At 67.8% G+C, this 12,907-nt stretch carries 12 protein-coding genes; 8 read left to right on the plus strand and 4 right to left on the minus strand.

Annotated elements, in window-relative coordinates:
- Positions 1–9 precede the first annotated feature (9 nt).
- Positions 10–924, plus strand: coding sequence for a LysR family transcriptional regulator (locus BVG12_RS21515; RefSeq protein ID WP_075794187.1), 915 nt, complete (start codon positions 10–12; stop codon positions 922–924).
- Complete coding sequence (locus BVG12_RS21520) at positions 921–1,535, plus strand: cysteine hydrolase family protein (RefSeq protein WP_083685294.1); 615 nt, start codon at positions 921–923, stop codon at positions 1,533–1,535. Before BVG12_RS21515 ends, BVG12_RS21520 begins: the two co-directional genes overlap by 4 nt.
- Here BVG12_RS21520 and BVG12_RS21525 read toward each other — a convergent pair.
- Positions 1,456–1,755, minus strand: coding sequence for a hypothetical protein (locus BVG12_RS21525; protein ID WP_075794188.1), 300 nt, complete (start codon positions 1,753–1,755; stop codon positions 1,456–1,458). The two genes, BVG12_RS21520 and BVG12_RS21525, sit on opposite strands and share 80 nt — an antisense overlap.
- A gap of 138 nt (positions 1,756–1,893) precedes the next feature.
- Between BVG12_RS21525 and sodC the strand changes: the two genes are divergently transcribed.
- On the plus strand, positions 1,894–2,424 hold the full coding sequence (gene sodC, locus BVG12_RS21530) for a superoxide dismutase family protein (protein ID WP_075794189.1): 531 nt from the start codon (positions 1,894–1,896) through the stop codon (positions 2,422–2,424).
- Between the two features lie 3 nt (positions 2,425–2,427).
- On the opposite strand, the gene BVG12_RS21535 is transcribed toward sodC, so the two are convergent.
- Complete coding sequence (locus BVG12_RS21535; RefSeq protein ID WP_075794190.1) at positions 2,428–2,904, minus strand: nuclear transport factor 2 family protein; 477 nt, start codon at positions 2,902–2,904, stop codon at positions 2,428–2,430.
- Between the two features lie 142 nt (positions 2,905–3,046).
- Between BVG12_RS21535 and BVG12_RS21540 the strand changes: the two genes are divergently transcribed.
- The 4 genes from BVG12_RS21540 to BVG12_RS34200 all read left to right on the plus strand — a co-directional run bounded on the left by BVG12_RS21540 (position 3,047) and on the right by BVG12_RS34200 (position 7,733).
- Positions 3,047–3,613, plus strand: coding sequence for a TetR/AcrR family transcriptional regulator (locus tag BVG12_RS21540; RefSeq protein ID WP_075794191.1), 567 nt, complete (start codon positions 3,047–3,049; stop codon positions 3,611–3,613).
- Positions 3,614–3,785: 172 nt separating this feature from the next.
- On the plus strand, positions 3,786–6,401 hold the full coding sequence (locus tag BVG12_RS21545) for an ATP-binding protein (protein WP_169926836.1): 2,616 nt from the start codon (positions 3,786–3,788) through the stop codon (positions 6,399–6,401).
- Between the two features lie 72 nt (positions 6,402–6,473).
- Positions 6,474–7,478, plus strand: a complete 1,005-nt coding sequence (locus BVG12_RS21550; RefSeq protein ID WP_156895704.1) for a GAF domain-containing protein — start codon at positions 6,474–6,476, stop codon at positions 7,476–7,478.
- A gap of 114 nt (positions 7,479–7,592) precedes the next feature.
- Positions 7,593–7,733, plus strand: coding sequence for a hypothetical protein (locus BVG12_RS34200; RefSeq protein WP_156895705.1), 141 nt, complete (start codon positions 7,593–7,595; stop codon positions 7,731–7,733).
- A gap of 68 nt (positions 7,734–7,801) precedes the next feature.
- Here BVG12_RS34200 and BVG12_RS21555 read toward each other — a convergent pair whose 3' ends face one another.
- Both BVG12_RS21555 and BVG12_RS21560 read right to left on the minus strand, forming a co-directional pair.
- Positions 7,802–9,421 (minus strand): M28 family peptidase, encoded by a 1,620-nt coding sequence (locus BVG12_RS21555; RefSeq protein WP_075794194.1) that lies wholly within the window; start codon positions 9,419–9,421, stop codon positions 7,802–7,804.
- 866 nt (positions 9,422–10,287) lie between these two features.
- Complete coding sequence (locus BVG12_RS21560) at positions 10,288–11,751, minus strand: M28 family peptidase (RefSeq protein WP_083685296.1); 1,464 nt, start codon at positions 11,749–11,751, stop codon at positions 10,288–10,290.
- A 475-nt stretch (positions 11,752–12,226) separates the two neighbouring features.
- Here BVG12_RS21560 and BVG12_RS21565 point away from each other — a divergent pair, with 475 nt between their 5' ends.
- The gene (locus BVG12_RS21565) at positions 12,227–12,877 is read left to right on the plus strand and encodes a response regulator (protein ID WP_229503677.1); all 651 of its coding nucleotides are present in this window, start codon (positions 12,227–12,229) and stop codon (positions 12,875–12,877) included.
- The last annotated feature ends 30 nt before the right edge of the window (positions 12,878–12,907 follow it).

A 12,907-nucleotide genomic window follows, 5' to 3' on the forward strand; every position in this document is an offset into this window, starting at 1 on the left:
GACTTGCGAATGGATCTGCTGGACAGCATGAAGGTCTACGTGCTCACCGTCGAGAAGGGCAGCCTCAGCGCGGCGGCGGATGTGTGCGGCATGTCGGCGACGATGGCCGGCAACCATGTGCGCGCACTCGAACAGAGACTCGGCATGCAGCTGATGCACCGCACGACGCGGCGCCAGCACGTGACGGCGTTCGGCGAGGACTACTATGCGCGCTGCAAGGAGATCCTGCGGCTCGTCGCCGAGACCGACGCCCAGGCGCACACGATGCGGCTTGCGCCGGCGGGCACGTTGCGCGTCAGCGCACCCGTCACGTTTGGCACCGAGGCGCTGGCGCCGGTGCTGTCCGATTATCTGGCGCGCTATCCGCAAGTGGATGTGGAACTGGATATCTCCGATCGCTTCGTGGACCTGATGGAAGACGGCTACGAGGCCATCATCCGGGTCGGCCAGTTGCCGCCGGATGCGAACGTCGTCGCCCGGCCGCTGATGCCGTATCGGTTGATGCTGTGTGCGTCGCCCGAGTACCTCGCGCGGCGCGGCACGCCGGCCACGCCCGCCGACCTGGCACGGCACGATTGCCTCGCGTTTGGCGCCGCCAGCATCAACCAGTGGCGGTTCCGGCACGATCACGACGTCTGCCAGGTCCCCGTCAACGGCCGCGTCAAGATCAACAACGGGCAGGCATTGCGCACCGCGGCCCTGCAAGGGCTCGGCATCGTGCTGCAGCCGACGATCCTGCTCGAGGCCGACGTGCGGGCAGGGCGGCTCGTCCAGCTGTTTCCCGAGTATGGCTTGCCGGAGCGGCCGATGCACATCGTCTACCTGCCGGACCGTTATCGCTCGCCCAAGCTGCGCAGCTTCATCGATTTCATCGTGGAGCGTTTTGGCGAGGCGACTTTCCCCGATTCCACGAGGACCCCATGACCGCCCTGCTCATCATCGACATGCAAAAAGGCATGCTCAGCTCCACGCTGCCGCCCCGGAACAACCCGCAGGCGGAAGCCAACATCGCCCGCCTGCTGGCCGTGTGGCGGGAGCGGGATCGAGCCATCGTCTTCGTGCGCCACATCAGCCGCTCCCCGACGTCGGTCTTCGCGCCCGGCCAGAGCGGCGCCGAATTCCAGGAACGTTTTACGCCGCTCGCGCACGAACACGTCGTCGAAAAGAACGTGCCGGACGCCTTCATCAACACGGGCCTCGAACGGTGGCTGCACGCGCGCGGCATCCGTCACGTCGTGATCGTCGGCGTGAGCACGAACAATTCCGTGGAGGCGACCGCGCGCACGGCCGGCAATCTGGGTTTTTCGACGGTGGTCGTCGCGGATGCCTGTTTTACCTTCGACAAAACCGACTTCGGCGGCACATTGCGCAGCGCCGAGGATGTGCACTTGATGGCGCTGGCGAACCTGCACGGCGAATACGCCGACGTGCGCACGACGGACGACGTCCTGGCGCTCAATCCCGCCGCAACCTCGACTTCACCCGCGCCAGCACATCCGCAAACCGCTGCTCCACCGGCTGGCCCGGTGCCCTGAGCCAGGCATCGATCGCCGGCTGGCGATAAAAATTCGGCGCGGTGGCTTCGTAGCGGAGGAAGCGGTCGATGGCGTCGCCGTCCGTGAAGCCCAGGCCCACGGCGTGCGCATACGCGCGCTCGAGCCGGTCCGGCAGGCTGGCGTCGCCGGCGAGCCCGGGATCGGTCTCGATGATGTGTTGATAGATCTGTGCGAGCGGATTGTCGTCAGGCTCATCCATGGTGCCTCCTCGATCGGTACGCGCGGCCCCGTCATTTTCCTGCCGGGCCCACGATAACGCTTGCGTCACCGCAAGCGTTATCGAATACACTATCCTCGCGACACATTCCCAACCTGAAGAACCCTGAAAGGAGACGGCATGACTTTGAAATCGCTCATCGCACTCGCATGTGCGCTGACCGCAGCCGCCGGCGCCCACGCCGCCGACCAGCTGCACGCTCCGATGACCCTCGTGAGCGCCGACGGGACCGGCAAGATGATCGGTAGCGTGACGGTGTCCGAATCCCCGAGCGGCCTCGTGTTCACGCCCAGCCTGACGAACCTGTCGCCCGGCGCGCACGGCTTCCACGTGCACGAAACGGGCAATTGCGGGACCAACGAGAAGGATGGGAAGAAGGTCGCGGCCGGTGCGGCCGGCGGTCACTTCGATCCGACGGCGTCCAAGCACCATGCCGGCCCGGCCGGCGACGGTCACCTGGGCGACCTGCCGCCGCTCGTCGTGGGCGACAACGGCGGGGCCAGCACGGCCGTGACGGCGCCGCGCCTGACGAAACTGAGCGAAGTGAAGGGCAAGGCCCTGATGATCCACGCCGGCGGCGACAATTTCGCGGATCAGCCGAAACCGCTGGGCGGCGGCGGCGAACGCATCGCCTGCGGCGTCATCCAGTAAGGCTCATAACCCCAGGTCCGACAGCCCGGGGTGGTCATCCGGCCGCCGTCCCAGCGGCCAGTGGAATTTGCGCTCGGATGCCTGGATGGGCATGTCGTTCAGGCAGGCATAGCGCCGCTGCATCAGGCCGTGCTCGTCGAATTCCCAGTTCTCGTTGCCGAACGTGCGGAACCAGTTGCCGGAATCGTCGTGCCATTCGTAGGCGTAGCGCACGGCGATGCGGTTGCCGTCCACGGCCCAGAGCTCTTTGATCAGGCGGTAGTCCAGTTCCTTTTTCCATTTGCGGTCGAGGAATTGCACGATCTGGTCGCGGCCGTTGACGAATTCCGTGCGGTTGCGCCAGCGGCTGTCCGGCGTGTACGCCAGCGCGACTTTTTCCGGGGTGCGGCTGTTCCAGCCGTCTTCCGCGAGGCGGACTTTCTGGATGGCCGTTTCACGGGTGAACGGGGGAAACGGCGGGCGGGGTTCGATGGCGGACATGCGCATTCCTTTCATAAGATGATGTAGACAGGTCTGTATCGTATGCCAACGCGGCGCCGCACGGCCTGTCGATCCTGTCAGTTGAGCTAGACAGGTCTGTATCATATACTGGAGCCCCGCACTCCGACCCCATCCGACAACCATGGCCCAGCCTTCCGCACGCGACCGCATCCTCGACACGGCAAAACGCCTGTTCTACCGCGACGGTTTGCGCGCCACCGGCATCGATCGGATCGTCGCGGAATCCGGCGTCGCCAAGATGTCGCTGTACCGCCATTTCGCCTCGAAGGACGACCTCATCGCCGCCTTCCTCGACTGGCGCCACGAACACTGGACGTCCTGGTTCACCGCGGCCGTCGACGCAAGGCTCGCGCGCGATGAAGGGCTGGCCGCCGTCGCCGGCGCGCTGGGCGAGTGGTTCGCGCATGACGATTTCCGCGGCTGCGCCTTCATCAACGCCGTCGCGGAGACGGGCGCGACGATTGACCCCCGCCATCTCGAGCAGGCCGTGCGCCACAAGCGCGACCTGGAACGCTATCTCGGTGATGTGGCCGCGCGCCTGGGCCTGGCGGCGCCGGAGCAGGTGGCGGAAGAGGCGATGCTGTGCGTGGAAGGCATGATCGTCCGTGCGCAGATGGGGCCGGATCCGAGAATCGTCGACGCGGGCCGGCGCCTGCTCGCGCGCATCGAGACGGACGGCAGGGCGTAACATTTTTCGCTGGTTTTGTGACAATATTTCAACATATGGTCACGTTATCGTCATCGCGCCTGCTATGATGGGCTGCTGAGCCGTCCCGGGCTCTACTATGACGATCAACGATATGCCCTGGCCTTTCGATCTTGCGTCCCTGGATGACACATTTGCCCGGAAGCCGGGCGACATGGAGCTGCAGATGCGGCGCCATCCGTGGGAGTCGACGCCCGTCGGTCCTGTCGAACAGTGGCCGTTCAGCCTGAAACTCGCCATCCGCACCCTGCTCGATTGCCAGTTGCCGATGTATCTGGCCTGGGGCAGTCAGTACACGCAATTCTTCAACGATGCCTACGTCCCCATCCTCGGCGCCAAGCGGGAAGGCGCGTTGGGCGGCGACGCCCGCGCGACATGGCCGGAGATCTGGCCGATCATCGGCCCGATGTGGGCGCGCGTGCTGCAGGGCGAGCCCGTCGGCTCGAGCGATCTGCCGCTGACGATCAACCGCTACGGCTATCCCGAGACCTGTCACTTCGCCTATTCGTATAGCCCCCTCTACGGCGATGCCGGGCGGCCGGAAGGCGTGCTGGTGACCTTCGTCGAAACGACGGAAACGGTACTGGCCGAACGCCGCCGCGCCTTCCAGCTCGAGCTGGCCGACATCCTGCGCGGCGAGACGGCATCCGGGCCGCTGCTGCGGGCCGCGCTGCGCCAGATCGGCGCGTACCTCGACGACGCCACCGTGACCTACGCCGAGATCCGCCACGAGGATGGCACGGCCGTGATCCTCGAACAGTGGCAAGGCGGCGCGCTCACGGCGCAGTCCGGACGCGACGTGCCGCTGGCGCAACTGGCCCCCGGGGCGCCGGAACGCCTGTGCGCCGGCGCGACCGTGTGGTCGGCCGACGCACAAGGACACGGCAAGGCGGGCATCGCCGTCCCGCTGATCGACGGCGGCCGCGTGGCGGCCGTGCTGGCGCTGCAGGCGCCGCTCGCCGCGGGACGTCTCGCGGACGAGGTGCGCCTGCTGGAAGACACCGCGCGCCGCACGTGGGACGCGCTGCGCCGCATCCGTGCCGAGGAAGCGCTGCGCGAGGAAACCCGGGTGCTGGAACTGATGAAAGGGGCGAGCGAGACGCTGGCGTCGACCATCGACCTGGAACCGCTGATGCAGGCCATTACCGACGCGGCCACGCAGCTCACGGGCGCCGAATTCGGCTCCTTCTTCTACAACGGCAAGGACGACCACGGCGACGCCTACCTGCTGTACACGCTGACCGGCGCGCCGCGCGAAGCCTTTGCCCATCTCGGCCAGCCGCGTCCGACCAAGGTGTTCGGACCGACGTTCTACGGCAGCGCGCCGATCAGGAGCGACGACATCCGCCAGGACCCGCGCTACGGTTCGATGCCGCCGCACCACGGCATGCCGCCGGGGCATCTGCCCGTCGTGAGCTATCTGGCCGCATCGGTGGTGTCGCGCTCGGGCGAGGTGATGGGCGGCTTGTTCTTTGGCCATTCGCAGCCCGGCATGTTCGGCGAGCGCAGCGAGGAACTGATCGGCGCGTTCGCCGTGCAGGCCGCGATCGCCATCGACAACGCGCGCCTGTACGACATGGCGCAGCGTGCGGCGCAGGAGCGCGAGCAGCTGCTGGCCAGCGAGCGCGCGGCGCGCGCCGAGGCCGAGCGCCACAACAAGATGAAGGACGAGTTCCTCGCCATGCTGGCGCACGAACTGCGCAATCCGCTGGCGCCGATCACGAGCGCGGCCCAGCTCCTGCGCCTGCCCGAGGTGAACGAGGGCCTGCGGCTCAAGGCCAGCAACATCATCTCGCGCCAGGTGCGCCACATGACGGAGCTCGTCGACGACCTGCTCGACGTCTCGCGCGTCACGCGCGGCCTGGTGAAACTGGAGAACGAGATCCTCGACCTGAACAAGGTCGCGATGGCGGCCGTCGAGCAGGCGCGCCCGCACATTGAGGAGCGCCAGCATGCGCTCACGGTGGAGCTGCCGGACGAACCGGTGCCGGTCGAGGGCGACCGCACGCGGCTGATCCAGGTGCTCGTGAACCTGCTCAACAACTCGGCCAAGTACACGCCGCCGGGCGGCCGCATCGTCCTCGCCGTCACCGCCGGCGACACCACGGCCGAGGTGAGCGTGCGCGACAACGGTACCGGCATCGATGCGCAACTGCTGCCGCACGTGTTCGACCTGTTCACGCAGGCCGACCGCGCGCCGGACCGCTCGCAGGGCGGCCTGGGGATCGGCCTCGCGCTGGTGAAGAGCATCGTCCGCATGCACAACGGGCAGGTGGCCGCGCACAGCGACGGTCCGCAGCAGGGCACATCGATGACGGTCGCGCTGCCGCTGGCGCATGCCGAGGTGGGGCAGGTCGTGCGGTCGGGCGAGGGCAACGGAGAGGCGCGTCCGCTCACGGTCACCATCGTCGACGACAACGGCGACGCCGGTCATTCGCTCGCGGTGCTGCTGCGCGCCCACGGCCACGCCGTGCATGTGCACGAGGATGCGGCCGATACGCTGGACCGTGCCGATCCCGCCACCGAAGTCTTCATCCTCGACATCGGCCTGCCCGACATGACGGGCTATGAACTGGCGCGCCGCCTGCGCCGCGATGCGCGCCACGCGCACGCGGTCTACGTTGCGCTGACGGGCTACGGCCAGCAGCGCGACCGCGAGCTGTCGAAGCAGGCCGGCTTCGACCACCACCTCGTCAAGCCGGTCGAAATCGGCAAGCTGGCGCAGATCCTGGCCGGGGCGGCTGCAAGCCAGCCGGTCGCCGATGGTTGACATTCATTGTCATAACGATCAGTATTGGCCGCGCTTTACGTTACCTATCTTTTCACCAGCCGACAGCCGCCCGTGTCCCGCAAAAAGAACAGCCGTCAGTGGGCCCGCCTGCGCATCCTGTGCTACGCGGGGCTCGACCTGATGACGATCGTCCAGGACGCCTTCGCGTTGGTGCGCGAGCTCATTCCGAATTCCTGCGCCGAGCTGGCGCTGCGCGTCGAGCCGGCCGAGGCGTCGCCGCTGGCCGCGAACGAAGCGGCGTACGTGCCGGTGCTGCCGCCGCCGAGCGGCTACGCGTTCCGCGACCATGCCGGCTTCACGGTGCCTTGCACACCGGCGCTGCATACGCTGCAGGTGCCGCTCTCGCAGGCCGGCCGGTGTCTGGGCGAGATCACGCTGTGGCGCCACGACGGGCCGCCGTTCGACCGCCACGACGAGGAAGATCTGCAGCGCGTGGCGACGTATTTCGAGCACGTGCTGCGCAATGCGCCCGAACTGGCGGCCGGCAGCGCCGGCGTCATCGAGGACGAGGCCATGCTGCTGGCCACCGTCGACGGCCAGATCCTGTACCTGAGCGATTCGGCCGGCGCGCTGCTCGACCAGCTGGCCGCGCAGGAACGCCAGGTCTTCAACCGCCGCACCTTGCCCCCGTTCTGCCTGCGCCTCGTGGAATCGGTGGCGCACGGCGACCGCTATCCGTGGCTGCTGCCGCTCGGAACGCTCGCGATGGCGGGCGGCGTGCTGGAAGCGCGCGCGCAATGGATGAGCGCCGGCGGCGCGGCGGCCCTGCATGCCGAAGATCCCGCCTATATCCGCACGGTCGGCATCTTCATGAAGTTCGTCGTGCCGCTGCCGCTGCGCATCTGGCGCGCGCTCGGCTCCGTCGAGCTGTCGCCGCAACAGGCCGAGGTGGCGTTCTGGATGGGTGTCGGCGGCGGCCGCGAATCGGCGCGCGCCAACATGGAAGTCAGCGACGCCGTGCTGCGCGACTGCGTGAAGGCCGTCTACGAAAAATTCGGATGCTCGTCCGAAGCCGGCCTGCTGGAACAGCTGCGTCCGACCGTCTCGCGCATGTGACCCCACCGGTGGGGCTGGGACGGCGCGCGCCGTCTGCCTATCATGTCTCCAAGCTCGAAGCAGGGGCCCGGCACAGGCCGCGGCCCTTGCCTGCTCTTCATGAGGAGAATGAACATGAACTTGGTCAGCGTCCTGGCCGCCTATGCGCAAATGGACCCGTCGCGCGTGCCCGGCCCGGCCAGCCTGGCGCTCATCGTCCTGGCGTTGTCGTTGCTCGGTTTGTCGGTGGGAAGAGGGCGGCGGCGCGGCACGTGAACAACGACTAAAGCGATACACGCGCCGTGTCCGTGCGAGCGGAACGGCGCGTGAGGGGAATTAATTCGCTATCGGCCCGCCGCCTCCCTGATCTTCCCGAACTGATCGCCCTTCTTCCAGGCCGGCATCGCCGGCGCGTCGGCCACCACGCGGCCGAGGTTCAACGCGAACTGCGCCTGCTGCACCATGCCCGCGAGATCCCAGCTGGGATCGTACTCGTCGTCGGCCTGGTGGTAGCGCGGGCCGTAGGCCTTCTGCTTCCCGTCGTTGGCGGCCTTGTCCTTCACCCAGTCACGTCCGCCCGAGATCGAAAACGCCGGCACGCCCGCCTTCGCGAAACTGAAATGGTCGCTGCGGAAGTAGCCGCCGCCCAGGTCGGGGGAGGCCTTCGCGATGGCCAGGTGCATCGCCTTGGCAGTGGTTGCCGCCATGGTGCCCAGGTCGGAACGCTCGCTGCCGCGCACGCCGATGTCCTTCGTGGCCGCCACGAAATTCAGGCTGTCCAGGTTCAGCGCCGCCGCCGTCTTGTTCAGCGGCCAGAGAGGCCTGGCCGCATAGGCCGCGCTGCCCAGCAGGCCTTGTTCCTCGGCCGCCACCCACAGGAACATCTGGCTGCGCCTGGCCGGATGGCGCACGGCCTCTTGCGCCATCGCGAGCAGGCCGGCGCTGCCGGATGCGTTGTCGACGGCGCCGTTGTAGATCGTGTCGCCCGTGTCTCCCTGCTTGCCGAGGTGGTCCCAGTGCGCCGAGTAGATGACGACTTCGTTCTTGAGCTTCGGATCGGTGCCGGGCACGATGCCGGCCACGTTGAATTGTTCCAGCGTGCGCACGGCCGCCTGGGCGTGTCCGGCGACGCGCGCGTTCAACTCGACCGGCTCGAACGATTTATCCTCGGCCGCCGCGCGCAGCTTGTCGAGGTCCTGGCCGGCCGCGGTGAACAGGCTGCGCGCCGTGGCCTCCGTGATCCAGCCCTGCAGTCCGGTGCCCAGGTCGGCGTCGGCCAGCTGGAAGCGCTCGGCCGTCCAGCTGTTGTGCACGACACCCCAGCCGTACGCGGCCGATGCATCCGTGTGGATCAGCAGGACGCCGGCCGCCCCGCGCCGCGCGGCTTCTTCGAATTTATACGTCCAGCGGCCGTAATACGTCAGGCTCTTGCCGCCGAAGCGGTCCGGCTCCGCGCTCGTCGGTGCGGGGTCGTTGACGAGCATGACGAGTAGTTTGCCCCTGACGTCCAGACCCTTGTAATCATCCCAGCCGCCTTCTTCCGGCGCCGCGATGCCGTAGCCGACGAAGACGAGGGGCGCATCGAGGTCGTGCACGGGCTGCGCGTCGCCCGGCGCCCACACCCAGTCCTTGCCGAACGTGAGGGACAGGGGCCGGCCGCCGGCGACCAGCGCGACGGTGCTCTGCTGCGGCAGCGCCTTCACGCCGGCGATGTTGACGCTCTGGCGGTAGCTGTTGCCGACCACGGGACGCAGGCCGGCGGCCTGCGCCTGCGCTTCCAGGTACGCGACGGTGAGGTCGCCGCCGCGCTGGCCGGTGCCGCGGCCCTCGAGCAGGTCGGACGACAGAAACGCCAGGTGGGCGCGCAGCGGCGCTTCCTGGACGGTGGCGGGGAATGAGGCTGCATGGGCCGCGCAGGCCAGCGCCAGGGTGGCGGCGACGGCCGTAAAGACGATCTTGTGCATGGATGGATGCGGGGTCGTTGTCGGGAACCTCGCATTGTAGAGCAGGCGGGATCAAGGAAAGCGCAGCACGTCGGCCGCCACCGTGGTCCCCGTCAGCGGCAGCAGCGGCGGCAAGCCGGCCGGGTGGGGCGGCAGGTCGCGCTCGGGCAGGCCGGGGATGCGCTCCTGGACGTACACGAGGAAGGATGGGTCGCCCCAGAAGTCGAACGCGAAGCGCAGCTCGTCGTCGCCCATGCCGTGCAGCGTGAGATTCCAGCTGAAGCAATCGTGGTCCGTGAGCACGCGGCCGTTGATGGCGGTGCGGTGCGGACAGGCGCCCTGCACGCGCATGAGGATCTCGGGCGCGCGGTTCTTCGAACGCAGGCGGAATTCCACGTGGCGCCGGTGATTGCCCCGTTCATCCTTGTCGATGACGAGATCGGGCCAGGCGATGTCATCGTCGCGCGGTGCCGCCGCGTACCACACGGGATCGGCGTCGGGGCCGAACAGATAAGGCATGACATACGGGTGCAGCGTGTTCGGAAAGACCTGCCGCGTCCATGCGTCGAGCGGCCCCGGTGGGTGCAGCCAGAACGCTTGCCAGCTCGGCGTGTCCTTGTAGTACACGAGCCGGTTCGGCGCGGGCAGTTCGGGCACTTGCGGCACGGCCGCATAGGCCATGCCGAGCGACACCCCGGCGCCGAGCAGCAGCGGCCGCACGAGCCAGCGCCGCGCGAGCAGGTCGAGCGCCATGCCGCACATGCCCGCCAGCAGGCAGACGAGCGCGGACGGCAGCACGAGCCAGGCGGGCGAAAAGAACACGAGGCTCGCGTGCACGGCCGGCAGCAGCAGGAAGAGGGCCGGCAGCGCGCCGAGGACGGCAATGGTCACGCGGTGCGCGTGCGTCCACGCGCGTACGCCCGCGAGCGCGAGCCATGCCGCCTGCCCGGCCAGCAGCGGCCAGGCCAGCACGTAGCTGGCCCCCGGTGCGCGCACGCAGACGGCGACGAGTGCGACGTCGCCGGCGAGCAGCACGCCCAGCGCCGTCGTCGCCACGCCGAGCCGCTGTTGCAGGCGTCGTTGCAGGGCGATGTAGATGGCGGCCGGCAGCAGCGTGAATCCCAGCAACTGCCAGCTCGCGCCGCCATCCTCAACGAGCACCGCGGCCGGGTAGCGGGCCTGCAGCGCCGGCAGCGCTTCGCGGCACAGGTAGGCGATGAAGGTCGCCGGCACGGCCATGAACAGGCAGCTGAACATGGCGTCCACGATGTCGGTACGGACCCGCCGTTGCGCAACGCGGCGCGGCAGGCGAGGGCGCCCAGCACGCAGGCCAGCAGCGCCAGCGGCCAGATCAGCACATAGTCGTAGTGGACCATGCCGATGAGCGGCAACGAAAAATAGACCTGGCCGCGCGGGGGCGATGACGTGGACGGCAGGGTGGCGTTGCCGAAGCGGCGCAGCAGCGCGAGCATCGTGTCGCCTTCGTGCTGCAGGCTGGCGCTCGATAAGCGTTGCGGCAGGTCGTGCACGCCGTCCCAGCCGAGGGAACCCTGCGTCGTCGCGAAGTGCAGCACGGGAAAGCTGCCGCCGGCCAGCGGCGCCGCGCCCGCGCTTTGCGGCAGGCGTTCGTCCAACTCGGCCTTGAACGAGGAACCCTGCGGTGCCGGCGCGCCGCGTGACCAGGCGTCGACCGCGAAGCCGTCCGCATGCTCTGCTGTGAACAGTTCCAGCGGACCGCGGTTGCCGGCATTGTCGAAGCGCAGGGCGACGCGCACGCGCTTCGCCCACGGGTGCGACTGCATGAAGGCGCGCGCGCCCATCGGCTGGACCGCGTCGGCGTCCGTGAAGACGAACAGGATGTCGTTGTCGAGCGGCGGCCCGGCCTGCAGCACGCGCATGGCTTCCAGCAGCGCGGCGGCCGAGGCGCCGCCGTCGGCCGCGCCGAGCGTCGTCGCGCGCGAATCGTAATGGGCCATGGCCAGCACGGCGCCGCCGCGTGTCACGCCGGGCTTGCGCACGACGATGTTGCGCGCCGTCGCCAGCGTGATCTGCGCATGGGACATCCAGTCCCAGGATGTCGAGGACACGGTGCCGACCTGGACGTCCGGTTCGAGGCCGATGGCGCGGATGCGGGCCAGCAGGTAGTCGCGTGCGCGGCCGTTGGCGATGCTGCCGGCCGGACGCGGCGCCTGCGCGAACGCCTGCACGTGCTGCTGCGCGCGCGCCGCGCTGTAGCCCGGCAGGAAGGGGCCGGTCGGTACGGGCGCCGCATAGGGCTGCAGCGCGAGCCAGGCGAGGAAAAACGCCAGGCCGCAGGCCGAGCAGATGGCCAAGGATGGTACGTGACGCATCGTGCGTCTCCCGTTGTTCTTATGGTCTTACACGAAATAAGAGGAGCTGCAAGCTAGTCGAGCTTCCAGACGAAGGCCAGCTTGGCCACCCGGCTTCCGGCACGTTGAGGCTGTGGATGAACACCGCGCCGAGCGCAACGTGCAGCGCGGCAACAACAGCGAATTGCGCGGCTTTGGCGTCGGGGCGGTTGCCGCTCGAGAGACTCGTGAATCGCATGGCCATCCTCCTTGTTGTTGCCGGCCTTGCTGGCTGTAAATCGGAGTGAAGCAGAAAATCCATCGAACGGAACCAATATATGCTATCTAATAGCAATCAGTAAAGCGATTTAGTAGCAATATATAATTCCATTTGCGCGCGCAAAGCGGCCTGGGCTGTAGGAAATTGGTGAAAAGCCGCCTCCCGCCCAGTGCTGTTGTATGGAATAATCGTCTCTGTGCTTTCGCCTGAAAGCAGAAGTAGCCTGGAGAATCGAACGTGCAGAAAGAGCAAAAGCCGATCCGCGTGATGTTGGCGGACGATCACCCGATCGTGATGACCGGGTTCGCGATGTCGTTGTCGGCGCAGGGAATGGAAGTGGTGGGCCAGGCCAAGAGCCCGAGCGAAGCGGCCGCGATGTATGCGGAATTCAAGCCGGACGTGGCGGTGCTCGACATCCGCTTCGGCACCGAGCTGACCGGGATGGACGCGGCGCAGAACATCCTCAGGAACGACCCCAAGGCCAAGATCGTGTTCCTCAGCCAGTTCGACCAGGACAGCCTGATCAAGGAAACCTACCGCCTGGGCGCGCACGCCTTCGTGACCAAGGATTGCGACCCGGCCGACCTGGCCGACGCGGTGCGCCACGCGCATGCGGGCAAGCTGTACTTCCTGCCGCAGATCGCCGAGCGCCTGGCCAGCCTGGCCGTGCGCGGCGACGTGTCGCCGCAGTCGCAGCTGGACGAGCGCAGCCTGGAAATCTTCAAGCTGATGGCCGAGGGCCTGACGAATATGGAGATCGCCGAGCGCCTCAACCTGTCGACCAAGACCATCAGCAACATCAGCCAGTCCGTGAAGGAAAAGCTCGGCGTGCACCGGCAGGCGTACATCACCAAGCTCGCCGTCAAGCATGGCTTGATCGAGCCTTGAGTCGGATGGTGTAGCGTGCTTCGGATACTG

It is taken from the genome of Massilia putida (assembly GCF_001941825.1).
In the GTDB taxonomy this organism is placed as follows: Bacteria; Pseudomonadota; Gammaproteobacteria; order Burkholderiales; family Burkholderiaceae_D; genus Telluria; species Telluria putida.

Bases quoted from the DNA above. Each gene is read 5' to 3' on its own strand.
- BVG12_RS34200 (WP_156895705.1), top strand. From the start codon at position 7,593: ATGAACTTGGTCAGCGTCCTGGCCGCCTATGCGCAAATGGACCCGTCG.
- BVG12_RS21540 (WP_075794191.1), top strand. From the start codon at position 3,047: ATGGCCCAGCCTTCCGCACGCGACCGCATCCTCGACACGGCAAAACGC.
- BVG12_RS21555 (WP_075794194.1), bottom strand. From the start codon at position 9,421: ATGCACAAGATCGTCTTTACGGCCGTCGCCGCCACCCTGGCGCTGGCC.
- BVG12_RS21515 (WP_075794187.1), top strand. From the start codon at position 10: ATGGATCTGCTGGACAGCATGAAGGTCTACGTGCTCACCGTCGAGAAG.
- BVG12_RS21535 (WP_075794190.1), bottom strand. From the start codon at position 2,904: ATGTCCGCCATCGAACCCCGCCCGCCGTTTCCCCCGTTCACCCGTGAA.
- BVG12_RS21560 (WP_083685296.1), bottom strand. From the start codon at position 11,751: ATGCGTCACGTACCATCCTTGGCCATCTGCTCGGCCTGCGGCCTGGCG.
- BVG12_RS21545 (WP_169926836.1), top strand. From the start codon at position 3,786: ATGGAGCTGCAGATGCGGCGCCATCCGTGGGAGTCGACGCCCGTCGGT.
- BVG12_RS21525 (WP_075794188.1), bottom strand. From the start codon at position 1,755: ATGGATGAGCCTGACGACAATCCGCTCGCACAGATCTATCAACACATC.
- BVG12_RS21520 (WP_083685294.1), top strand. From the start codon at position 921: ATGACCGCCCTGCTCATCATCGACATGCAAAAAGGCATGCTCAGCTCC.
- sodC (WP_075794189.1), top strand. From the start codon at position 1,894: ATGACTTTGAAATCGCTCATCGCACTCGCATGTGCGCTGACCGCAGCC.